Below are 22,930 nucleotides of genomic sequence, written 5' to 3'. Positions count from 1 at the left end.
CGCAATCTCTTTAAGGAAAGACACGTCCGTTACGCTGCCTGAGAAAAAAGAGCACTATTTGATGCACCAGTCAGTATATGCGCCCCAAGTCTGGTTCTTGAGCGGGGCGAGGTCCTCGTTGTAGAGCCGGTCGCTGTAACCGGCGGGCAGATTCGGATCGTGCGATGTCTGCTCTTCGTATTGCGGCAGAGCTGAGCTGCCGGATGCACTGAACTGGGCCATGACGTCTCCTTCATTGGCTGCTTGCGTAATGAAAAAACTGCAAATGCTCGAGTGACAAGCTTCAATCGGATACCTTCGCCGATGTCTCGAATCAGCGCGGTATTCTTTGGATTTGCGTTTTCGCTCGAGGGCCTGGAACCAAGAGCGCGCGAGGCATCTGCCCTGCACGCCCGCCCTGTCGCGGTTTTCATTTCACGCTCACGCGAGCGTCCTGTTCGATGCGATGCACGCTGCGGATTTTTTGTGCGTGCAACTCTCCGCGCGCCCGGCGCAATGCGTGGGGCACGGTCTCCAATTTTATTTAGTCGTACTTTGTTCCATGAATGGCAGATTCCTCGATCTGCCGTTCCGATGCCTTACGTATCGAGCGCCTTCTCGCGCTCCGTGGGTCTCGCGAAAACTTCCTTCAGATCGACCGCGCCACGCGCCGGGCGCTCCAGCATTTTCAGTTCGACATCGCGAAGATGCTGCGCCATCAGATCGGCGGCCTGGACCGCTTCGCCGGCATCCAGCGCGGCGAGGATCTGTTCGTGATCCTCGAACGAGCACGAGCTCTTGCCGAGCGATTCGTACAGCGCCGAGATCAGCGTCGAACGCGCGACGAGTCCCGACAGGCATTCGCACAGCACGGTATTGCCGGTGAGCGCTGCGAGTTCGGTATGGAACTCGCCGGAGAGCCGGATCCACGAGGAAAAATCGTGGCTTTCGAATGCGCGGCGCTCCTTGCCGATCGTCGCGCCGATCGACTTGAGCCTACGCGTGCCGTGACCCTGCGCGATCCGCTCCACCACGGCCAGCTCGATGATGCGGCGCATTTCGAACACTTCATGCACTTCCTGCAGCGACGGACTCGCGACGAACGCGCCGCGATTCGGCTCCAGATCGACGAGCCGTTCGTTCGCCAGTTGCGCGAGCGCCTGGCGGACCGTGCCACGCTTCACGGCGAACACCTCGCACAGTTGCGCTTCGGTCAGCTTGGCGCCCGGCGCGAGACGATGCTCGAGGATCGCGGCGCGGATGTTCTCGGCGATCGACTCGGCATTCACCCCGTTCGGAGCAGCCGCTGAAGCGTTCGATGCAGCACTACGGTTGGTGTCGGACATGATGTGCTCGCTTGCATGTTAAGCATCTTAGGATCGACATAAAGATTGTCAACAATTCATTTTGGTGACTGGCGTCGCTCAGGCGGGTTTCCATCGCGCCGCTGACATGAATCCCCAGTCCTGATAAGGCTCACAGCCAATTTCACAAGTTTTTGTCAGCATTGCCAGCACTTTTTTGTCGACAATTTCAAGCCTAGCAGCGGCGTGTCGACATTTAGTGGACGAGAGAAACAAAGACCGTTAGTTGCGCGAAAAAGTCAAAAATTAGGCGCCCGCCGGGAGCGCCTCTCGAGCCATCATCAAGCGAGATGAGGATAATCGGACAGCTTCAACGTGAACCCCCGCTCCGTGGCGACGAGGTGCGCCGTTGCACCGAACGGCAGCGTCAGCAGATTCTCGATGTGACCGAACTGCAATCCCGTCACCACCGGAATGCCGATCACCGAACGAACCTGCTCGATCATCGCGTCGAGGGAGTAGCCGTTGTCGTAGTCCGAGAGCCGGCCGCCGGAAAATTCGCCCATCACGATCGCCTCCTGGCGGCCAAGCACGCCCGACTGATGCAGCTGATAAATCATCCGCTCGATGCGAAACGGATGCTCGTTCACATCCTCGATGTACAAAATCCCGCCCTCGACCGGCGGCAGATACGGCGTGCCGACGAGCGACGCCAGAATCGCCAGATTGCCGCCCCACAGCATGCCCGTGACATCGACGGGCTGGCTCTGCGGCGTCTTGCTCGTGATCGTGAAGCTCGAATGCGAGATCGCGTTCCAGAAGTGCTGCATCGTGAACGAGCTCACCTGCTCGGCGCCGAAATCGCCCGCGAACATCGGGCCGCCGAAGCTCTTCACGCCGGCTTGCGCGAAGAGCGCGCACTGGATCGCCGTGAAATCGCTGTGGCCGACGAGCGCGACCGGATGATCGGCGAGCCTGCGCAGACCGTCGTAGTCGAGCCCGTGCAGGATGCGCGACGCGCCATAGCCGCCGCGCACCGCCAGTACGATGTCAGGCAACCGGCGCGAAGGATCGGCGAGGCGATTGAGGTCCGCCGCGCGCTCGGCGTCGGTGCCGCCAAAGCGCTGGAAGCGCCGCCGCGTCGCATCGACGTTCTCCAGGCGATGCCCTTCCCTGCGCAGCCGCCCGATGCCGCGGTCCACAGCCGCCGGATCGTGCGGATAACCAGAAGGCGCAACGAGGTCGATGGTGCGTGATTTCACGATGTTGTCGTTGAATTCGTTGTGGGATCGGAGAAGCCGGCTTCGCGCGCCCGGCGTGCGTCACGCTCTTCCCGCGCGAGTCTGCGGCGCTCCGCGAAGAAATTCTTGAGCGCGTGTGCGCATTCGTCGGCGAGCACGCCGCCTGTCACGGCCGTGTGATGATTGAGCTGCCCGTTCGCGAACATGTCGACGACACTGCCGCACGCGCCCGTCTTTGGATCGGCGGCGCCGAACACGACGCGCGCTATCCGCGCGTGCATGATCGCGCCCGCGCACATCAGGCACGGCTCCAGCGTGACGTAGAGTTCGCAGCCTGGCAGACGGTAGTTTTCGAGCTTTTGCGCGGCGGCGCGCAGCGCGGCCATTTCTGCATGCGCGGACGGATCATGCCCGCGAATCGGATGATTGAAACCCGTGGCGATGACTTCATCGCCGAGCACGATCACCGCGCCCACGGGCACCTCGCCCGCGCGACGGGCTTCGTCGGCGGCACGCTGCGCGAGCGCCATGAAGCGGCGATCGCGCTCGCTCGGAGAATCCGCGATGGGAAGCGTGTCTGGCGCAGCGCCGGGCGGCGTCGCGATCACTTGGTTTCGAGCGCGACGCGGGACAGCGCGCGCTCCGAGAGCCGCTCCGCGATACGCCGACGGTACTCGTGCGGCACGCAACCGCCGCCGCGCAACGATTCGAGCGCCATGTCGAGCGCGAGCATCCTGGCTTGCAACTGACAACGTGCGGCGGGGTCGGTCACGCGGTCGAACTCTTCCTGAAGGCCGCGCAGTGCGCGGAGCTGTTCGACGGCAGGCGGAACGAAGCCCGCATTCTTGAGGATTCGATTGGCGACACGCACTTCCTCGGGCACGAGGACGTCGTCGTCGAAGTGGAGCGGAGCGCCCGCGCCCGGCAGGTTGTTGAACTCGCCACGCGCAGCGGCTTCATTGATCCGCTGTTCGACCAAAGCATCTAGCAATTTCATCGGGGATTACGACCGGCTTTCACCCGCGAACGGGCGCGGTCTGTCACGATTTCCGTTGGTTAGCTCGAAGTCGGAAGGCAGCCGGAAAAACACGCTGATGCGTTGTTCGGCACGTCTCGACACTCCAAAAGCCTATTCTATCAGCGGCTACGGTGCGGTTTCCGTCCGGGGCACGCGCGTTTGGAGCGCAAGGCCGTATACCGGACTTATCTGCGTGCTTATGCGTCGTTTGCGCAACATTCGTTGACCGCACCACAACATTTGTGCTTGTACGATGTCTATCCACCCTGCCCGCTGTCGAGACGCGCTCCGCTTTCGCGCGTGTAGCCTTCGGTCGCGAGCAACAGGCGCCGCGTGTATTCGTGCGCGACATCGCGCGAACGCACCGCATCCACGCCAAGTTGCTCGACGATTTCGCCATCGCGCATCACCGCGACGCGCTGACAGAGAAAACCGATCACCGCGAGGTTATGGCTCACGAGGATCATCGTGAGCTTGCGTTCGCGGTGCAGGCGGCGCAGCAGGTTGAGGATTTCCGCCTGCACGGAGACATCGAGCGCGGACGTCGGCTCGTCGAGCAGCAGCACGCGCGGCTCGACGATCAACGCCCGCGCGATCGACACGCGCTGGCGCTGTCCGCCCGACAACTGATGCGGATAGCGAAAGCGAAACGCCGGGCCGAGGCCGACTTCCGCGAGCGCATCGAGAATGCGCGCGTCCTCGTCGCCGATGCCGTTGATCGCGAGCGGCTCGCGCAAGGTCTTGTCGACGGTGAAGCGCGGATGCAGCGCGCCGTACGGGTCCTGAAACACCATCTGCACGTCGCGCCGTGCGGCGCGCGTGCCGACGCGTATGCTTCCGCCCGCTAGCGGTGTCAGTCCGGCGAGCGCGCGCAGAATGGTCGACTTGCCGCTGCCCGATTCTCCGACAAGCCCGAACACTTCGCCCTCTTCCACGCGCAGGGAAACATCGCGAACGGCATCGACGTGGCCGGTCTTCGTCCTGAAGCGGATGCGCGCGCGCTCGATGTCGATCATCACGATGTCCTTTCATCGAGCCAGGCCGGGTCGCGGCGCAGCGTCGGCAACTCGTCGGGTGGATTGTCGAGCGGCGGATTCGCTTCCAGCAGCCCGCGCGTGTACGGATGCGTCGCGTGCGCGAGATCGCGCGCCGCACACGTTTCGACGACACGGCCGCCGTACATGACCGCGACGCGATCGCAGAACGACATCACGAGCGGCAGGTCGTGACTGATGAACACGAGCCCGGTGTCGTGACGCTCGATCATCTCGTCGAGCACGGACAGCACCTGCATCGACACGAGGACGTCGAGCGCGCTCGTGGGTTCGTCGGCGATCAGGAGGCGCGGGCCGGCCGAGACCATCATCGCGATCATCACGCGCTGGCCCATGCCGCCGGACAACTCGTGCGGATACGCATCCGCGACGCGCTGCGGCTCGCGGATATGCACCGCTTCCAGCGCCGCGACGATGCGTTCACGAAGCGCGCGCCTGCTCTCTTTCACGCCCTGCCGCACGAAGGTTTCACGCATCTGCTGCGCGACCGTCATCACCGGATTGAGCGAGTACTTGGGGTCCTGCAGGATCATGCTCATGCGCGTGCCGCACAAGCGCCGACGCTCTTTCGGGCGCATCGCGAGCAGGTCTTGCCCCTCGAAACGCAGCGCCTTCGCCGACCATTGCGCCTCGGGCGGCAAGAGCCCGAGCAGCGCGCGCCCCGTCAGCGACTTGCCCGAGCCCGATTCTCCGACGATGCCGAGCCGCTCGCCTCGCCGCACCGTCAGCGAGACGCCGCGCACGGCGGGCATGAGCACGCCGTCGTGGCCGGCGAACGAAACTTCCAGACGTTCGATTTCCGCGAGCGGCGTCGACGACATGTCAGCCTCCATGACGCGGGTCGAAGACGTCGCGCAGACCGTCGCCGAGCAGGTTGAAAGCGAGGCTCACCGCGAGGATGGCGAGGCCGGGAATCGTCGCGACCCACCACGCGTCGAGCAGCACGTTGCGGCCCGCCGCGACCATGTAGCCCCATTCCGGGCTCGGCGGCTGCGCGCCCAGCCCGAGGAAGCCGAGCCCCGCGACGGCGAGAATGATGCCCGCCATGTCGAGCGTTGCGCGCACGATCACCGACGACGAGCACAGCGGCACGATATAGCGCAGCAGAATACGCAACGACGACGCGCCTTGCAGACGCGCCGCGTGAATGTAATCGGCCTGCGCGAGCCGCAGCGATTCCGCGCGCGCGAGACGCGCATACGGCGGCCACGCGGTGATCGACAGTGCGATCACCGCATTGAGCACGCCCGGCCCGAGCGCGGCGGCGAACGCGAGCGCGAGCACGATCTTCGGGAACGCGAGCGCGACATCGGTGAGACGCATCAGCACCGTATCGACGATGCCGCCGCAATAACCCGCCACCGTGCCGATCAGAAGGCCGACCGGCACGACGAGCACGACGACGAGCATCGCGATCGCGAGCGTGAGACGCGAGCCGTGCACGAGCCGCGAAAGGATATCGCGGCCGAGCTGATCGGTGCCGAACCAGTGCGCCGCGTTCGGCGGCGTGAGGCGCTCGGCGAGCACCTGCTGCAAGGGATCCTGCGTAACGAGCATCGGCCCGACCGCCGCGACCACGACGAGCAAGACGAGAATGGCCAGCCCGAACATGCTCAACGGATTCGACGCGAACCGCCGCCAGCGCCGATACGCGCGCCCGAGCGCGGCCTGACACGGCGACGCGGGGGTATCCGTCAGAAGCCAGGCGCGCAAGCCCGTTCGCGGAGGGTTCATCTGCGCAAAGTCCTCCATGTCAGCGCGACCGCGGATCGAACACGCGATAGAGCGCATCGGTCAAGAGGTTCAGCGCGATGAACGTCGCGCCGATCACGAGCGTGCTGCCGAGCACGGCGTTCATGTCGGCGTTGAGCAACGCGCCCGTCAGATACGAGCCGATGCCCGGCCACGCGAACACGATCTCCGTCAGCACCGAACCTTCGAGCAGATAGCTGTACGCGAGCGCGATCACCGTGAGAAGCGGCACCGCGATATTGCCGAACGCATGACGCCAGATCACGCGCCGCTCGGGCAGCCCCTTGGCGCGCGCTGTCGTCACGTATTCCTGGCTCAGTTGCTCCAGCATGAACGAGCGCGTCATGCGCGACAGATACGCGATCGAATAAAACGCGAGCACACTCGCCGGCAGCGCGATATGCGAGAACGCGTTCCTGAAGACGTCCCATTCGCCCGCAATCAGCGAATCGATCAGCAGGCTGCCCGTGCGCGTATCGACCATGCCGTCGTAAAGCGGATCGATGCGCCCTGGCCCGGACACCCAGTGCAGCCGCGCGTAGAAGAGCAACAGGCCCATCAGCGCGAGCCAGAACACGGGCACCGAACTGCCCGCGAGGCCGATCACCCGCGCGATGTGATCGACGATGCGGTTGTGCTTCACCGCCGCCGCGACGCCGAGCGGCACGCCGATCGCCACGCCGATAACGGTGGAGAGCGTCGCGAGTTCGAGCGTCGCCGGAAAGACGCGTCTGATATCGTCGATGACGGGATTCGCCGTCAGCAACGACATGCCGAGATTGCCGTGCAGCACGTCGCGCGCGTAGATCAGGAATTGATCGATGAGCGGCTTGTCGAGCCCGAGCCGCAATCGCGCGGCCGCATAAGCGGTCGCGGATGCGCGGTCGCCGAGAATCGCGAGCACCGGATCGATCGGAATCTTTCGGCCGATGAAAAACGTGATCGCGAGCAGACCCGTGAACGTGATGGCGAGCATCGCGATCCAGCGTAGCAATGCCAGCGCGATGCGCACGCCGCCGCGCCGCGCACTCGCGGCCCGCATGCGGTCGATGAGCGGAACCGTGCTCACTGCTTCTTGATGTTGCGGTACGACACGAGATCGTTGATCGGCCCGACTTCGAGGCCGGTCACGCCCGGACGCGCCGCCACCTGCGACACCTTCTGGAACATGATGACGAACGGCGATTTCGCGAGCACTTCGCGCTGCATCTTCTCGTACAGCTGCGCGCGCTTTTTCGTATCGCTTTCGGCGAGCGCGGCGTCGGTTTCCTTCGTCAGTTGCGGAATGTCCCATGCGTTGCGCCACGCGAGCATCTTGTAGCTCGATGCATCCGAGTTATCGGGATTCCACACGAAGCCCTGCGCGTTGCTATGCGGATCGATGTAGTCCGCCGACCATTCGCCGATGTAAATGTCGTGCGCCCGCGCACGATAGCGGCCGAGCGTCTGCTTGTTGTCGCTCGGCATGAGCTGCACCTTGATGTTGGCGAGCGCGAGATTCGCCTGCACCGCCTGCGCGATTTCGCTGTACGGGTAATCGTTGCGCACGTCCATCTTCACGGTGAAGCCGTTCGCCAGTCCGGCCTTCGCAAGCAGCGCCTTCGCCTTCGCGACATCCTGGTGATACGGGTTTTCGTTCAGCGCGCCGAGAAAGCCTTCGGGCAGGAAGGTTTCATGGACCTTGTAGGTCGTGCGGATCACGTTCTTCCGAATGCCCTGATAGTCGATCAGCCACTTCATCGCTTCCCAGACTTCCGGCTTCGCGAGATTCGGGTTCTTGTTGTTGAGGCCGAGATACATGAGCGTCGCCTGCGGGATGGCCGTCGCCTTGATGACGCCGTTCTTCGAGAGCGTGTCGAGGTCGTCGGGAGAGAGATCGCGCGCGACGTCGATATCGCCGTTCTGGATCATCAGGCGCTGGCTCGCCGCTTCGGTCACGTGACGCAGCACGACGCGCTTCATCGCGAGCGGAATGCGATAGCCTTCGAAGCGCTGCAGCACGATGCTGTCGTTCGCGGTCCACTTGACGAGCTTGTAGGCGCCCGAGCCGGCTTCGTTGGTCTTGAGCCACTCGTTGCCGTAGTCATTCCCCTTCGCATGCGATTCGACCAGCTTGCGATCCACCACCGACGCCGGCCACGCGCCGAGCACGTTCAGCACGAACGTGGGCGCGTAGCGACGATCGGTCGTGACGGAAACGGTGGCGTCGTCGATTTTCTTCACGTTCTGCGTCGCGTTGGCCTTCGTGAGCCCGATGCCCGCGAGCACCGCCGCGGCGCCCTTGTCGAGCAGCGCGGTGCGCTGGATCGACCAGGCGACGTCGTCGGCCGTGAGCGGATTGCCCGAGTGGAACTTGAGACCCGGGCGGATCTTGAACGTGACCGTGAGGCCGTCCTGACTCACGGTCCAGGACTCGGCCACATCGCCATTGAATTTCGAGGGATCTTTCAGGTCGACGCGCACCAGACGGTCATAGGTATTCGCGACGTATTCCTCCGGTACGAGCTCGTAGATCTCGCCGGGATCGAGCGACGTGAATTCATCGAGCAGGGTCGCCATGACGAACATGTCCTTCGGCGTGGCCGCCTGCGCGCCCGGCAAGCCTGCGAATGCCGTCAGCGCCGATGCAAGCATGACCGCTGCCAATGCCTTTTTCATGTGATGTCGTCCTGTGGATATCGGATTACATGAGCCGCAGCGGGCCGCTTTCTTCGTTGTCGATCAAGGCAAGTTCGCGCGAGCCCGGCAATTCGTAATGCCACCACTCGCTTTTGATGTGCGTGAAGCCCGCGCCGTGCATGACGCCGAGCAACAGCGTGCGATTGCGCTGCACCTGCTCCGGCAGGCCGGCGTGAAAATGCTCGGATTCGACGACCATCGCGTCGAAACCGGTGCCCATGTCGAGCTCGTTGCCTTCGCGATCGACGAGCGTGAGATCGACTGCCGTGCCGCGGCTATGGTTCGAACCGCGCCCCAGTTCGGCGATGAAGTTGGGATCGGGCAGAAAGTCCCACAGCACTTTTTGCGCTTGCGGCGGGCGGTAGGCGTCGAAGATTTTGAGCGTCATGCCGATGCTGCGCGCGATGTCGACGGCTTTTCGTAACGCGGCTTCGGCGGGCTCCAGCAAAAGGCAGTGCTGGGCTTTGTAGATTGGCTTGCCGGTGAAGTTGCGATCGGTCGCGTAGACGAGATCGATCTGGACGTCGTGGGTTTCGGGCGTGATGTGCAGCAGGCGGGATCGAGTCATGGGAACGCGCGCGGCTCTGATTTCGATAAACGAACCTTAACGCGTTACAAAAATCTTCGAAACCCTTTCCGCCGTTGGCTTTTCTGAATTCACGATGCGAGCGGCCAGCGCGCGAGCACTTCGTGTTGCGATTTGCCGAGGAAGCTGCGGACCAGCGCGAATTCGTGCGCGGTCCATGCGATGGGTACGACGGGCTGGCTCCGGACGCGATGCTCGTCGTAGAGCAAGGTCACGTGAGGCGTGAAGCGGGGATGGCGTTTCGTTGAAACGCCGGCGCTATCGAGCGCGGCGCCGAGGGTTTGTTCGAGTGCGTCGAGTGGCTCGTTGACGTCGCCCGAAAGAACCAGCGGACGCTTCGCGCGACGGCCCGAGAAGCTTTCGATGCGGTCGAGAGTCACTGAGACCGGCGGCAATGCGATCTGCGATGCCGCGGCGCGCGCCCGCGCGAGCACATCGGCGGGAACGCCCGCGAAGGCGCCGAGGTAATGCAAGGTGACGTGAAGGCGATCCGATGGAATCGCCCTCGCCTTCAGCTTGTGCTCGATGCGCAAGCGCGACGCCAGTTCGGCGATGCGAGCGGCAGCGCGGTCGTCGGGATAAAGCGCGAAGAAGAGGGAGTCGGTGATGCGCTCGCTCCGCTCGCGATCGGGCGCGGCGTCACTCATGCGCCCGACTCGCCGTCAACGCGAAGTGAGGCGCCTCACTCCCACTCGATCGTCGCTGGCGGCTTCCCGGAGATGTCATACACCACCCGATTGATCCCGCGCACTTCATTGATGATGCGGTTGCTCACGTGCCCGAGCAGCTCATGCGGCAGATGCGCCCAATGCGCGGTCATGAAGTCGAGCGTCTGCACCGCACGAAGCGCGACGACGTACTCATACGTGCGCCCATCGCCCATCACGCCGACGCTCTTCACCGGCAGGAACACCGCGAACGCCTGGCTCGTCAGGTCGTACCACGACTTGCCCGTTTCCTTATCGATCGTGTTGCGCAGCGTCTCGATGAAAATCGCGTCCGCACGGCGCAAGAGATCCGCGAACTCGCGCTTCACTTCGCCGAGAATCCGCACGCCGAGGCCCGGCCCAGGGAACGGATGGCGATACACCATCGCGTGCGGCAAACCGAGCTTCACGCCGAGTTCGCGCACTTCGTCCTTGAAAAGCTCGCGCAGCGGCTCGAGCAGCTTCAGGTTCAGCGTCTCGGGCAAACCGCCCACGTTGTGGTGGCTCTTGATCGTGTGCGCGCCCTTCTTGCCCTTGCCCGCCGATTCGATCACGTCCGGATAGATCGTGCCCTGAGCGAGCCACTTCGCATCGGTGAGCTTGTCCGATTCCTTGTGGAACACCTCGACGAACTCCGCGCCGATGATCTTGCGCTTCGCCTCGGGATCGGTCACGCCTGCAAGCTTCTGCAGGAATTCCTCGCTCGCATCGACGTGAATCACCTTCACGCCCAGATGGTCCGCGAATGTGGACATCACCTGCTCCGCCTCGTTCTGACGCAAGAGGCCGTGATCGACGAACACGCAGGTCAGCTGATCGCCGATCGCGCGATGCAGCAGCGCCGCCGCCACCGACGAATCCACGCCGCCCGACAGACCGAGAATGACGTGCTCGCTGCCGACCTGCGCGCGGATCTTCTCCACCGCCTCGTCGATGTAATGGCCCATTTCCCAGTCGGCGTTCGCGCCGCACAGCTCCAGCACGAAGCGGTCGAGCATCGCTTTGCCCTGCACCGTGTGCGTGACTTCCGGATGCCATTGCAAGCCATAGAAGCGGCGGTCGTCGTCGGCCATCGCGGCGATCGGGCACGAAGGCGTCGACGCCATCAGCCTGAAACCCGCCGGCAGGTCGACCACCTTGTCGCCGTGGCTCATCCACACCTTGAGCATCGACTCGTCCTGGCCGCTCTTGAAATCCTCGATGCCTTCGAGAAAGCCCGTGTGGTTCAGCGCCTGAACTTCCGCATAGCCGAATTCACGCACGTTGCCGAGTTCGACCTTGCCGCCGAGCTGATCGGCCATGGTCTGCATGCCGTAGCAGATGCCGAGCACCGGCACGCCGAGATCGAACACGATCTGCGGCGCGCGCGGCGACTTCGCCTCGGTGACCGAGCTCGGCCCGCCCGACAGGATGATGCCCTTCGGCGCGAATTCGCGGATGAAGGTCTCATCGACGTCGTACGGATGGATCTCCGAATAAACGTGCGACTCGCGGATGCGACGGGCGATCAGCTGGGTGACTTGGGAGCCGAAATCGAGAATCAGGATTTTGTCGTGCATGGCTGCGGCCAAAGGCTAAGTGAACGAATAGTGTCTTGTGATGCCGGCCGCGATGTCACGCGGCCCGCCTGCATATAAATCGACGGCCGGCGCGAAGGCCGACCGTGGTTGTCTTGCGTGTTCTTGCTGCCGGGATTGCGTGGCTTGCGGCATGCGCTGCGCGCCCTCAACGTGGTGCGCGGCCCGCATCGGGCGCGAGCCGATCCACTCTCCTGCCCGTCACCGGATCGATCTCGCCGCTGATGACGGGCTCGATGCGCCGGCCCGTGACCGGATCGACCGCGCGTCCCGTCTGCGGGTCGAGCGTGCCGCCCGTGACGGGATCGACGGCGCCGTCCGGATGCGCGCGCACGGCGGCGGACGCAACCGGCGACGCAGCATCGAGCGGACGCCCCGACGAATCGATCGCGCGGCCCGAAACCGGGTCGATGGCAGTCGCCCCTGGTGCACGGGCGGAAGGCCGCACCGTGGTATCGACAGGCTCGACGCGCGCCGGAGAGACCGTGGCGGCCGCGCGAACGTCCTCGCGCTTCTCCGCCGCCTTCTTCTCCGCACGTCGCGCCGATGCCGCGCCGGCCTGCGCCGCGCGCTCCTGCCGGCGCACCGCCGACGACAGCCTCACGCTGCCCAGACCCAGCACCAGCAGCACGATGCCGACCACCGCCGCGCTGATCTGCCCGAAGCCGTCGACCTGGGGCGAATGCAGCCCGAGCAGCCACACCAGCACCACGACGCCCGAGAGCCATTCGACATGACCCGAGACGCGTGCGGCGCGGGCCGTCAAGGCGCCATCGACTGCCGCATGAAACGCGAGCCACGCCAGACCGAGGAGCGCGAGACCGAGCAACTGCCCGCCGAACGCGGGCTGGACGCGGATCGAATCCAGTTGCAGCGCGCCGTACAAGCCCGCCCACGGCGTCAGGAGAAACAGCAGGCCGAACGCGACGAAGATCAGGGCATTGACGACCAGTACGACCCGCAGCAACGGTTTCATGATCGATCCACGTGGTGAGTCGACGTTAATCGACGTTAGTCGACGTGATAGTTCGGCGCTTCCTTCGTGATCTGCACGTCATGCACGTGCGACTCGCGCATGCCGGCCGCCGTGATCTGCACGAATTCTGCCTTCTCGTGCATCTCGTCGATGGTGCGGCAGCCGCAATAGCCCATGCTCGCGCGCACGCCGCCGACGATCTGGAACAGGATCGCGTTGACCGAGCCCTTGTAGGCGACGCGGCCTTCGATGCCTTCCGGCACGAGCTTGTCGATGTTCGCCGAGTTGTCCTGGAAGTAGCGGTCCGCCGCGCCGTCCTTCATCGCGCCGACCGAGCCCATGCCGCGATACGACTTGTACTGGCGGCCCTGATACAGGAACACGTCGCCCGGCGACTCTTCGGTGCCCGCGAGCATGCTGCCCATCATGACGACGTTCGCGCCCGCCGCCAGCGCCTTCGAGACATCGCCCGAGAAGCGCACGCCGCCGTCCGCGATGACCGGCACGCCCGTACCGCGCAGCGCTTCGGACACGTTGGCGATGGCCGTGATCTGCGGCACGCCCACGCCCGCGACGATACGCGTCGTGCAGATCGAGCCCGGACCGATGCCGACCTTCACCGCATCCGCGCCGTACTCGACGAGCGACTTGGCCGCCGCCGCCGTCGCGATATTGCCGCCGATGACCTGCACGTGCGGATAGTTCTGCTTGACCCAGCGCACGCGCTCGAGCACGCCCTGGCTGTGGCCGTGCGCGGTATCGACGACGATCACGTCGACGCCCGCCTGCGCCAGCAGCTCGACGCGCTCTTCATTGTCCGCACCGACGCCGACGGCCGCGCCCACACGCAGCTTGCCGTCTTCGTCCTTGCAGGCGTCCGGGTTTTCGGTCTGCTTGGTGATGTCCTTCACCGTCATCAGGCCGCGCAACTCGAACGCGTCGTTGACGACCAGCACGCGCTCCAGGCGATGGCTGTGCATCAGCGCTTTCGCCTCGGCGAGCGACGTGCCTTCCTTGACCGTTACGAGACGTTCGCGCGGCGTCATGATGTTGCGCACCGGCTCATCGAGACGCTCTTCGAAACGCAGGTCGCGGTTGGTGACGATGCCGATCAGTTGCGCGCCTTCGACCACCGGGAAGCCGGAAATGCCGTGCTGCTGCGTCAGCGCGATGACTTCGCGCACGCGCATTTGCGGCGGAACCGTGATCGGATCGCGCACGACGCCCGACTCGAAGCGCTTTACCTTCGCAACTTCGCGGGCCTGCTCCTTGGCGGTGAGATTCTTGTGGACGATGCCGATGCCGCCCATTTGCGCCATCGCGATGGCGAGCCGGCCTTCGGTAACCGTGTCCATGGCGGCGGACACGAGGGGCATGTTCAGGGAAATGTTGCGAGTCAGCTGTGATTTCAGGCTGGTATCGCGCGGGAGAACGCTGGAGAAGGCGGGCACGAGGAGCACGTCATCGAACGTGAGTGCTTTCTGGATCAGACGCATGGCAAATCCTATGGGCGCAAAAGCAGATTATACCGATAGTTCCCTGCATTTTCACTGCCCGAACAGCAGCTTAGCTAACGCGGAGGCAAATTTCGGGCCGCGCGCGGGCTTCATTGCGGCCCTTTTGCGCTGTGCAGTTTTCGACAAGACGGCCGCCCGGGGCCGCGTGATACGCTTCGCGCCGTCAATCGAAATAACGGCAGGGAGTCGGGAAATGCAACGCGGTGTGGTGTATGGAATGTCGGCGGGCGCAATCTGGGGATTCATCTTTCTCGCGCCTCGGCTTTTGCCGGATTTCTCGCCGCTCACGCTTTCCATCGGGCGCTATCTGATGTACGGCGCCGTATCGCTCGCGGTCGCGCTGCCGTTCGCGCGCAGACTCATGGCCAAGCTCACGCGCGCCGACTTCATCGCGCTGGTGAAGCTGGCGCTCGTCGGCAACCTGCTCTACTACATGCTGCTCGCGAGCGCGGTGCAACTCGTGGGTGTCGCGCCTGCGTCGCTCATCGTCGGGATTCTGCCCGTGACCGTCACGCTCGCCGGACGCCGCGATCACGGCGCGGTCGACCTCCGCCGGCTCGTCGGGCCTTTGCTGCTCGTGCTGGCGGGCATCGCGTGCATCAATCTCGACGTGTTCAGCGACGTCCTCGCGCCCTCATCGGCGAGCGAGCACGGGACGAGCGTGCTCACGCGCCTGACCGGCCTCGCCTGCGCGCTCGGCGCGCTCGCGTCGTGGACCTGGTACGCGGTCGTCAACGCGCGCTATCTGCAGGCGAACCGTCATTTCGACGGCAACGAGTGGTCCGTGCTATGGGGCATCGTGACGGGCTTGCTGGGGGCGCTGCTCGGCGCGATCGTCTGGATGCTGCCCGCTGGCACCGTGCAGGCGAGCGTGCCGGCCGCGCGCTGGCATCTGTTCTGGATCGTGTCGTTTGCGCTCGCGACGGGCGGCTCGTGGCTCGGCAACATGCTGTGGAACGCGGCGGCGAAGCGCCTGCCGCTGACGCTGTCGGGCCAGATGATCGTGTTCGAAACGCTCTTCGCCCTGCTCTACGCCTTCGTCTACGATGGCCGCTGGCCGCGCACGCCCGAAGTGCTCGCGATCGTGCTGCTGCTCGTCGGCGTGATCTGGTCGGTCAGACAGCATACGATCGGGCCCGCGCCGACAACCCCGAAGGAAGCGCCCGCGCACTGAAGCGGCTCAGCGCGAATCCTTCGACTGCCACTTGCGCCCTTCGATGGACCCCGCCTTGCGCGCCTTGTCGACGCGACGCTGGCGCGCGGCCTTCGGATCCACTTTCAGCGGCCGGTAAATCTCGACGCGATCGAAATCGGCGAGCGCCGCGTCGAGCGGCTTCAGCTTGCCGAAGACGCCGACCTTCTGCGCGGTCAGATCGATATCCTGATGCGCGCGCAGCACGCCGCTCGCCTCGATCGCATCGCGCACGGTCGCGCCCTCGCGCAGATCGACGTGCGCGAGAAAGCTCGCGCCATCGGGCAGGCCGTAGCAAACGTCGATCTGCATCATGCCTTCCCGTAGCGCTGATCCGCGCGCTTCACGAAGGAATCGACGAACGTGTTCGCGATATGGCTGAACACCGGCCCGATGAGCTTTTCAAGGATCACGTTGGAGAACTCGTAGTGCAGCGCGAACTCGATCTTGCAAGCATCCGCGCGCAACGGCGTGAAGCGCCAGTAGCCGGTGAACTTCTTGAAAGGGCCGCTCAGGAACTCCATATCGATATTGGTCGGACGCTTCTGCACGTTGCGCGTCGCGAAATGCTGCTTGATGCCCTTGAAGCTGATGTCGATCTTTGCCTCCATGCCGTTCTCGTCCTGGCGGCCGATTTCGACGCCGCCGCACCAGGGCAGGAAATTGGGGTAATCGGCGACATCGGTGACGAGGTCGAACATTTCTTCCGCTGAATGGCGGATCAATACGGTTTTCTGGACGTCTGCCATATAGGGCGCAGCGGTGGCTTAATTGGGCGGCAACGCGCATGAGAACATGGCGGCAGTTCGAATGCCCGCCCGCGCGCTGCTAAAATCAGGATTTTAAACGAGTTGAGCACTTTCCATTCATGAGCATCATCGACAACAGAAAAGCCTTCTTCGATTACTTCATCGAAGAGCGCTACGAGGCCGGTCTCGTGCTCGAGGGCTGGGAAGTCAAGGCGCTGCGCGCGGGCCGTGGGCAGATCAAGGAAGGCTACGTCGTCATCAAGCAGGGCGAACTCTTTTTGATCGGCACGCATATCAGTCCTTTGCCCGAGGCGTCGAAATTCGCGAATCTGGATCCGGTGCGCACGCGCAAGCTGCTTTTGCATCGCGATCAGATCGACAAGCTCATCGGCAAGGTCGAACAGCGCGGCCATACGCTCGTGCCGCTAAACTTCCATTACAAGGAAGGCCGCGTGAAATGCGAGATCGGCCTGGCGAAGGGCAAGAAGCTGCACGACAAACGCGAGACCGAAAAGAAGCGCGACTGGGATCGCGAACGCGCCCGCTTGATGCGCACGGCTGCACGCTAAACGAATCGGGGCGCCTTTCAGCGCCCCGATTGCTCTCCCGCGTCAGCCTTTCTTGATGACGCCGCCGCCCTCGCCCCTCACGATGGTCAACGCCGATGCGATCATCGAACTCATGTCCGACAGGTTGCCCGGCACGATCAACGTGTTGCCCGTCTTCGCGATATTGCCGAACGCGCCGACATACTGCTCCGCGATCTTCAGGTTCACCGCTTCCATGCCGCCTGCCGTTTGAATCGCCGTGCCGACTTTCTGAATGGCCTGCGCATTCGCCTCGGCCACCGCGAGGATCGCCGATGCCGCGCCCTGCGCCTGATTGATCGCCGCCTGGCGTTCGCCTTCCGACTTCTGGATCGCCGCCTCGCGCGCGCCCGACGCCAGATTGATCTGCTCCTGCTTGCGCCCTTCCGATGCCGCGATCAACGCGCGCTTCTCGCGCTCCGCGGTGATCTGCGCCTGCATCGCGTGAAGGATTTCCTTCGGCGGCGTCAGATCCTTGATCTCGTAGCGCAGCACTTTCACGCCCCAGTTCGACGCGGCTTCATCGAGCGCGTTCACGATGCTCTGATTGATGAAATCGCGCTCCTCGAACGTCTTGTCGAGTTCCAGCTTGCCGATGACGGAGCGCAGTGTGGTCTGCGACAACTGCGTGATCGCGAACACGAAGTTGCTCGATCCGTACGAGGCCTTCATCGCGTCGGTGACCTGGAAGTACAGCACGCCGTCGACCTGAAGCTGCGTGTTGTCGCGCGTGATGCACACCTGGCTCGGCACTTCGAGCGGAATCTCCTTCAGCACATGCTTGTAGGCGATGCGATCGACGAACGGCAGCACGATGTTGAGCCCCGGCGTGAGCGTCGCGTGATAGCGGCCGAGCCGCTCCAGCACCCAGGCGTGTTGTTGCGGAACGATCTTGACCGTGTTCATCACGATCACGATCGCGATGACGAGCACGATAAGCGCGAAGTACATTGTTTTTCTCCTTATGGAACTAGCGTTTGGCCGCGACGATCAGCCGGTTGCCGTCGAGCGCCGTGATGCGATAGAAGCGCGCGCCTTCTGTTTCTCCCGGCGCGAGTTCGACGTCCCACTGGGCGCCGCGATACATCGCGCGCGCGTGGCCATCGCGCCATTGATCCACTTCGAGCGTCGCGCCGATGTCGAGATTGACCGCCGCATCGCGCGAAGCGTCGCTGCGCCGCTTCCAGTTGCCAAAGCGCGAGCGCCGCAGCACCGCCACCGCGATCAGCGCGATGACAGCCGCCGCGCCTATCTGCACATGCGGCAACGCGCCGGCCCAATACGCGATGCCGCCCGCGATCATTCCGAGCGCGATCATCAGCAAATAGAACGTTCCGGTGAACAGCTCCGCGACGATCAGCGCGCCCGCCGCGATCCACCAGATCAGTCCGCTCGTTTCCATCGCCGGTCTCCAAACGAAAACACCCCGGAACAGTCCGGGGTGTTTTTATAGCACGCTGCACCAATCCGAAAGCAAGTGGAAAGGTGCGTCATCAACTTATTTTGACAAGGTCTTCGCCAGTTGCTGCCACGTGTCGATGATCGTGTCCGGATTCAGCGACATCGACTCGATGCCCTGCTTCGCCAGCCACTCGGCGAGGTCCGGATGATCCGACGGACCCTGACCGCAAATGCCGACATACTTGTTCAGCCTCAGACACGTTTCGATCGCGCGCTTGAGCATGAACTGCACCGCTTCGTCGCGCTCGTCGAAATCCGCCGCGAGCAGCTCCATGCCGGAATCGCGGTCGAGGCCGAGCGTCAGCTGCGTCAAGTCGTTCGAACCGATCGAGAAGCCGTCGAAGCGCTCCAGGAACTGTTCGGCGAGAATCGCATTGGACGGCACCTCGCACATCATCACGAGCTTCAGGTCGTTCTTGCCGCGCTCGAGACCGAACTTCTTGAGCAGTTCGACCACGCGATCCGCCTGCTTCAGCGTACGCACGAACGGCACCATGATCTGCACGTTGTCCAGACCCATTTCCTCGCGCACCTTCTTCAGCGCGATGCATTCCATGTGGAACGCCTCGGCGAAGTCTTCCGCGATGTAACGCGACGCGCCGCGGAAGCCGAGCATCGGGTTCTCTTCGTCCGGCTCGTAGCGCGAACCGCCGATCAGCTTCTTGTACTCGTTCGACTTGAAGTCCGACAGACGCACGATGACGGGCTTCGGATAGAACGCCGCCGCGATCGTGGCGATGCCTTCCGTCAGCTTGTCGACATAGAACGCACGCGGCGATGCATGACCGCGCGCGACGCTCTCGACCGCCTTCTTCAGGTCCGCATCGATGTTCGGGTACTCCAGAATCGCCTTCGGATGTACGCCGATGTTGTTGTTGATGATGAACTCGAGTCGAGCCAGACCCACGCCTGCGTTCGGCAACTGCGCGAAGTCGAACGCGAGTTGCGGATTGCCGACGTTCATCATGATCTTGACCGGAATCTTCGGCAGTTCGCCGCGCTGCACTTCCGTCACTTCGGTTTCGAGCAGGCCGTCGTAGATCTTGCCTTCGTCGCCTTCCGCGCACGATACCGTGACGAGCGCTCCGTCCTTCAGGATATCCGTCGCGTCGCCGCAGCCGACGACCGCCGGCACGCCCAGCTCACGCGCGATGATCGCCGCGTGGCAGGTACGGCCGCCGCGATTCGTCACGATCGCCGATGCACGCTTCATCACCGGTTCCCAGTTCGGGTCGGTCATGTCGGCGACGAGCACGTCGCCCGGCTGCACGCGTTCCATCTCCGACGGATCGTGAATCACGCGCACGGGGCCCGCGCCGATCTTCTGGCCGATCGCGCGGCCCGTGGCCAGAACGTTCGACTGGCCCTTCAGCTTGAAGCGCATCTCGGCCTTGCCGGACGCCTGGCTCTTCACCGTTTCCGGGCGCGCCTGGAGGATGAAGATCTTGCCGTCGCGGCCGTCCTTGCCCCACTCGATGTCCATCGGACGCTGATAGTGCTTCTCGATGATCACCGCGTACTTCGCGAGCTCGATCACGTCTTCGTCGGTGATCGAGAAGCGGTTGCGCTGCTCGTGCGCCACGTCGACGGTCTTCACGCGGCCCGGCTCGCCCGGTTTCGTGAATTCCATCTTGATGAGCTTGGAGCCGATCGAGCGGCGGATGATCGGATACTTGCCCTGCTCGAGCGTGGTCTTGAAGACGTGGAACTCGTCCGGATTCACCGCGCCCTGCACGACCGTTTCGCCCAGGCCGTAGCTCGACGTGATGAACACGGTTTCCTTGAAGCCCGATTCGGTGTCGATGGTGAACATCACGCCCGCCGCGCCGACGTCCGAGCGGACCATGCGCTGCACGCCCGCCGACAACGCGACTTCAGCATGCGTGAAGCCCTTGTGGACGCGATACGAAATGGCGCGGTCGTTATAGAGCGACGCGAACACGTGCTTCATGCGATCGAGCACGTCCTCGATGCCGACCACGTTCAGATAGCTTTCCTGCTGGCCCGCGAAGGATGCGTCGGGCAAGTCCTCGGCGGTCGCGGACGAGCGCACGGCGAACGAAAGCTCTTCGGGCGAGCTGTTCTGGAGAATGTCGAAGCCGCGGCGGATTTCGTCTTCGAGGCGCGGCTGCATCGGCGCATCGACGATCCACTGGCGGATTTCCTTGCCGGCTTCGGCGAGCGCCTTCACGTCGTCGACGTCGAGCGTCTCGAGACGTTTGGCGATGCGGTCGGTCAGGTCGTTGTGCTGCAGGAAGTCGCGAAAGGCGAGCGCAGTCGTGGCAAAGCCCGTCGGCACACGAACGCCGGCTTCGGAAAGCTGGCTGATCATTTCGCCGAGCGACGCGTTCTTGCCACCGACGATTTCCACGTCGGTCATTCGCAACTGCTCGAATGGAACTACATACGCCTGATCCTTTGCGACATCGTTCGCAACATTGACTGCGTTAGTCATACAAGCCCCTAAGGTGGATGGAATTCACGATCGCACGAGTGGGCTCATATGCGGCGGCGCTCATTGGAAGCACCGGCGCATCTCGCACAACCTGTTTGATAAACCTTCGGGGAGCACGCCTCCGGAACCGGAGCGCGTTGCAAAAAGAAGCGGGAACGTCGGGAATCTGCTCGAAAACGTGGGTTTTTGCTGCCAAAACCGACGAAACGATCGCGATTTGACGAAAATCCGAATCAATTTGTCCGCAATTGCTTATCGAACAGGTTGCCGCTATTCTACCGTGCCGATTCTCAGTTTTGTTTCGGCAGAGTCAGTAATTCCACGGCAAAATCGAGGTCTTTGACGCCGTCTGGAACGCCAGCAACCACGCAGGCGACCAATGTAACACAGGCGCTCTGGTCCGCCGCGCCGGACGCTGCCTTCGGCGTCATCCGCGTGTCGGGATTTGAGCGCGCCCGCCCCAACTCGTTCCCCATTTGGTTTTTTCGCGATGCCGCCTTCCGTATTCATCGTCTCCGACGGTACTGGGATCACTGCCGAAACCTTCGCGCATTCGATCATGGCCCAGTTCGATCAAAAATTCCGGCTCGTGCGTGTGCCCTTCGTCGATTCGATCGACAAGGCCTATGCGACGGTCGAGAAGATCAACGAAACCGTCACACTCGATGGCCGCCGGCCGATCGTCTTCACCACGCTCGTCGACAGTGCGTCGAACGAGGTCGTCAAGGGCTGCAACGCGCTCGTGCTCGACATGTTCCAGACCTTCATCGAGCCGCTCGAGCACGAACTGGAAATGAAGTCGACGCACGCGATGGGCCGCGTGCATCAGAACGCCGACACCGAGGAATACAAGAACCGCATCGAGGCGATCAACTTTTCGCTCGCGCACGATGACGGCCAGTCGAACCGCAATCTCGCCGACGCCGATGTGATCCTCGTGGGCGTATCGCGCAGCGGCAAGACGCCGACGAGCCTCTATCTCGCGATGCAGTACGGCGTGAAGGCGGCGAACTATCCGCTGATTCCCGAAGACTTCGAGCGCGGCAAGCTGCCTACGCCCCTGCTCGAGCATCGGACGAAGATGTTCGGTTTGTCGATCGATCCGCAGCGGCTCGCCGAGATCCGCAACGAGCGCCGTCCCGGCAGCAAGTACGCGGCGCTCGAAAACTGCCGCTACGAGATCAACGAAGCCGAAATGATGATGAAGCGCGAAGGCATCAAGTGGCTTTCCTCGACGCACAAGTCGATCGAGGAAATCGCCACGACGATCCTGCAGGAAATCAAGCCGGAGCGGCCTTCCTACTACTGATGGCCTGGATCAGCGCTGCTGGCGGCACTGCTCGAAAAGACAGATCGCCGCCGCGGCCGCCACGTTGAGCGATTCCATGCCGCCCGGCTGCGGGATCGTCACGCGATGCGTCACGGCATCGCGCCAGATCTGCGACACGCCCGCGCCCTCGTTGCCGAACACCCACGCCAGCGCGCCCGACAGATCGCAATCGTAGAGCGCGACCGCGCCGTGCGAATCCGTGATCGTCACGGGCGCGTCCAGCCGCGCGATCAGATCGGCGGGCTCGACGTCCTCGAAGATATCCAGCAGGAAATGCGCACCCATGCCCGAGCGCAGCACCTTCGACGACCACGCGTACGCCGTTCCCGGCGCGCAGAACACGCGCGAGATGCCGGCCGCCGCCGCGCTGCGCAGAATCGAGCCGACGTTGCCCGCGTCCTGAATGCCGTCGAGAATCACGCAGGTTTCGGCGACGCGCGCGGGCAGTGCGGCATCGATCTTTTCGACGAGCAACAGCATGCCCACGCCATGCACGACGCTGGAAAGCTGGCCGAAAAGCGTATCGGGCAGCACGACGACGCGCTTCTCCTCGATGCGCGCGACGATATCGCGCGCTTCTTCATGCGTGAGCGCGCCTTCGGTGACGACGCAGGTTTCGGGCTGGCCCGCCGCATCGAGATAAGCCGACGCGAGATGCAGGCCTTCGAGCAGCGCGTGGCCGCTGCGACGCTGCTGGGCGGTCGAGCCGGCAAGCGCCTTGATGCGCTTATAGAGCGGGTTGTCCCGCGAAGTGATGGATTTCAC

Annotated in this window: 25 protein-coding genes; 3 read left to right on the top strand and 22 right to left on the bottom strand. The window is 63.6% G+C overall.

Annotated elements, in window-relative coordinates:
- Positions 1–54: 54 nt before the first annotated feature.
- The 15 genes from AWB78_RS46920 to guaB form a co-directional block, all read right to left on the bottom strand.
- A complete protein-coding gene (locus AWB78_RS46920) occupies positions 55–222 on the bottom strand; it encodes a hypothetical protein (RefSeq protein WP_157697695.1) in 168 nt (55 codons plus the stop codon).
- Positions 223–578: 356 nt separating this feature from the next.
- A complete protein-coding gene (locus AWB78_RS33265) occupies positions 579–1,325 on the bottom strand; it encodes a GntR family transcriptional regulator (RefSeq protein WP_062610873.1) in 747 nt (248 codons plus the stop codon).
- A 299-nt stretch (positions 1,326–1,624) separates the two neighbouring features.
- A complete protein-coding gene (ldcA, locus tag AWB78_RS33260) occupies positions 1,625–2,548 on the bottom strand; it encodes a muramoyltetrapeptide carboxypeptidase (RefSeq protein WP_198399405.1) in 924 nt (307 codons plus the stop codon).
- Positions 2,542–3,132 carry a tRNA adenosine(34) deaminase TadA gene (gene tadA, locus AWB78_RS33255; protein ID WP_062610871.1) on the bottom strand — a complete coding sequence of 197 codons (591 nt, stop codon included), beginning with the start codon at positions 3,130–3,132 and terminating at the stop codon, positions 2,542–2,544. The genes ldcA and tadA overlap by 7 nt, the downstream gene beginning before the upstream one ends.
- On the bottom strand, positions 3,129–3,521 hold the full coding sequence (locus AWB78_RS33250) for a DnaJ family domain-containing protein (protein WP_062610870.1): 393 nt from the start codon (positions 3,519–3,521) through the stop codon (positions 3,129–3,131). Before AWB78_RS33250 ends, tadA begins: the two co-directional genes overlap by 4 nt.
- A 278-nt stretch (positions 3,522–3,799) precedes the next feature.
- On the bottom strand, positions 3,800–4,558 hold the full coding sequence (locus tag AWB78_RS33245) for an ABC transporter ATP-binding protein (protein ID WP_062610869.1): 759 nt from the start codon (positions 4,556–4,558) through the stop codon (positions 3,800–3,802).
- On the bottom strand, positions 4,558–5,418 hold the full coding sequence (locus AWB78_RS33240) for an ABC transporter ATP-binding protein (protein ID WP_374729505.1): 861 nt from the start codon (positions 5,416–5,418) through the stop codon (positions 4,558–4,560). Before AWB78_RS33240 ends, AWB78_RS33245 begins: the two co-directional genes overlap by 1 nt.
- Position 5,419: 1 nt before the next feature.
- A complete protein-coding gene (nikC, locus tag AWB78_RS33235) occupies positions 5,420–6,331 on the bottom strand; it encodes a nickel transporter permease (RefSeq protein ID WP_062610875.1) in 912 nt (303 codons plus the stop codon).
- A gap of 19 nt (positions 6,332–6,350) precedes the next feature.
- Positions 6,351–7,391, bottom strand: coding sequence for an ABC transporter permease (locus tag AWB78_RS33230; RefSeq protein WP_096031884.1), 1,041 nt, complete (start codon positions 7,389–7,391; stop codon positions 6,351–6,353).
- 23 nt (positions 7,392–7,414) lie between these two features.
- Complete coding sequence (locus tag AWB78_RS33225) at positions 7,415–8,983, bottom strand: ABC transporter substrate-binding protein (protein ID WP_232477976.1); 1,569 nt, start codon at positions 8,981–8,983, stop codon at positions 7,415–7,417.
- A 49-nt stretch (positions 8,984–9,032) separates the two neighbouring features.
- Complete coding sequence (ddpX, locus tag AWB78_RS33220) at positions 9,033–9,596, bottom strand: D-alanyl-D-alanine dipeptidase (protein ID WP_062610865.1); 564 nt, start codon at positions 9,594–9,596, stop codon at positions 9,033–9,035.
- Between the two features lie 89 nt (positions 9,597–9,685).
- Positions 9,686–10,261, bottom strand: coding sequence for an RNA 2',3'-cyclic phosphodiesterase (gene thpR, locus AWB78_RS33215; RefSeq protein ID WP_062610864.1), 576 nt, complete (start codon positions 10,259–10,261; stop codon positions 9,686–9,688).
- A 35-nt stretch (positions 10,262–10,296) separates the two neighbouring features.
- The gene (gene guaA, locus AWB78_RS33210) at positions 10,297–11,880 is read right to left on the bottom strand and encodes a glutamine-hydrolyzing GMP synthase (RefSeq protein ID WP_062610863.1); all 1,584 of its coding nucleotides are present in this window, start codon (positions 11,878–11,880) and stop codon (positions 10,297–10,299) included.
- Between the two features lie 166 nt (positions 11,881–12,046).
- Positions 12,047–12,874: a hypothetical protein gene (locus tag AWB78_RS33205; protein WP_062610862.1), complete on the bottom strand. Its 828-nt coding sequence runs from the start codon at positions 12,872–12,874 to the stop codon at positions 12,047–12,049.
- 35 nt (positions 12,875–12,909) lie between these two features.
- The gene (guaB, locus tag AWB78_RS33200) at positions 12,910–14,370 is read right to left on the bottom strand and encodes an IMP dehydrogenase (protein ID WP_062610861.1); all 1,461 of its coding nucleotides are present in this window, start codon (positions 14,368–14,370) and stop codon (positions 12,910–12,912) included.
- A gap of 214 nt (positions 14,371–14,584) precedes the next feature.
- On the opposite strand from guaB, the gene AWB78_RS33195 reads away from it, so the two are divergent.
- Complete coding sequence (locus tag AWB78_RS33195; protein ID WP_062610860.1) at positions 14,585–15,565, top strand: DMT family transporter; 981 nt, start codon at positions 14,585–14,587, stop codon at positions 15,563–15,565.
- 6 nt (positions 15,566–15,571) lie between these two features.
- On the opposite strand, the gene AWB78_RS33190 is transcribed toward AWB78_RS33195, so the two are convergent.
- Together AWB78_RS33190 and AWB78_RS33185 are read right to left on the bottom strand one after the other, a co-directional pair.
- On the bottom strand, positions 15,572–15,898 hold the full coding sequence (locus tag AWB78_RS33190) for an RnfH family protein (protein ID WP_062610859.1): 327 nt from the start codon (positions 15,896–15,898) through the stop codon (positions 15,572–15,574).
- Positions 15,895–16,332 (bottom strand): type II toxin-antitoxin system RatA family toxin, encoded by a 438-nt coding sequence (locus tag AWB78_RS33185; RefSeq protein WP_062610858.1) that lies wholly within the window; start codon positions 16,330–16,332, stop codon positions 15,895–15,897. Before AWB78_RS33185 ends, AWB78_RS33190 begins: the two co-directional genes overlap by 4 nt.
- A gap of 119 nt (positions 16,333–16,451) precedes the next feature.
- On the opposite strand from AWB78_RS33185, the gene smpB reads away from it, so the two are divergent.
- Positions 16,452–16,901: an SsrA-binding protein SmpB gene (gene smpB / locus AWB78_RS33180; RefSeq protein WP_062610857.1), complete on the top strand. Its 450-nt coding sequence runs from the start codon at positions 16,452–16,454 to the stop codon at positions 16,899–16,901.
- Positions 16,902–16,943: 42 nt separating this feature from the next.
- On the opposite strand, the gene AWB78_RS33175 is transcribed toward smpB, so the two are convergent.
- The 4 genes from AWB78_RS33175 to AWB78_RS33160 all read right to left on the bottom strand — a co-directional run bounded on the left by AWB78_RS33175 (position 16,944) and on the right by AWB78_RS33160 (position 21,266).
- The gene (locus AWB78_RS33175; RefSeq protein WP_062610856.1) at positions 16,944–17,870 is read right to left on the bottom strand and encodes an SPFH domain-containing protein; all 927 of its coding nucleotides are present in this window, start codon (positions 17,868–17,870) and stop codon (positions 16,944–16,946) included.
- A gap of 19 nt (positions 17,871–17,889) precedes the next feature.
- Positions 17,890–18,321 (bottom strand): NfeD family protein, encoded by a 432-nt coding sequence (locus AWB78_RS33170; RefSeq protein ID WP_062610855.1) that lies wholly within the window; start codon positions 18,319–18,321, stop codon positions 17,890–17,892.
- Positions 18,322–18,417: 96 nt separating this feature from the next.
- Complete coding sequence (gene ppsA / locus AWB78_RS33165; RefSeq protein ID WP_062610854.1) at positions 18,418–20,835, bottom strand: phosphoenolpyruvate synthase; 2,418 nt, start codon at positions 20,833–20,835, stop codon at positions 18,418–18,420.
- Between the two features lie 290 nt (positions 20,836–21,125).
- On the bottom strand, positions 21,126–21,266 hold the full coding sequence (locus AWB78_RS33160) for a hypothetical protein (RefSeq protein ID WP_157697694.1): 141 nt from the start codon (positions 21,264–21,266) through the stop codon (positions 21,126–21,128).
- A 59-nt stretch (positions 21,267–21,325) separates the two neighbouring features.
- On the opposite strand from AWB78_RS33160, the gene ppsR reads away from it, so the two are divergent.
- Positions 21,326–22,144, top strand: a complete 819-nt coding sequence (gene ppsR / locus AWB78_RS33155) for a posphoenolpyruvate synthetase regulatory kinase/phosphorylase PpsR (RefSeq protein WP_062610852.1) — start codon at positions 21,326–21,328, stop codon at positions 22,142–22,144.
- 9 nt (positions 22,145–22,153) lie between these two features.
- On the opposite strand, the gene AWB78_RS33150 is transcribed toward ppsR, so the two are convergent.
- Complete coding sequence (locus AWB78_RS33150) at positions 22,154–22,930, bottom strand: TrmH family RNA methyltransferase (RefSeq protein WP_062610874.1); 777 nt, start codon at positions 22,928–22,930, stop codon at positions 22,154–22,156.

This window comes from Caballeronia calidae (assembly GCF_900044055.2).
Lineage (GTDB): Bacteria > Pseudomonadota > Gammaproteobacteria > Burkholderiales > Burkholderiaceae > Caballeronia > Caballeronia calidae.
This window is presented reverse-complemented; position numbering and strand designations above follow the sequence as displayed.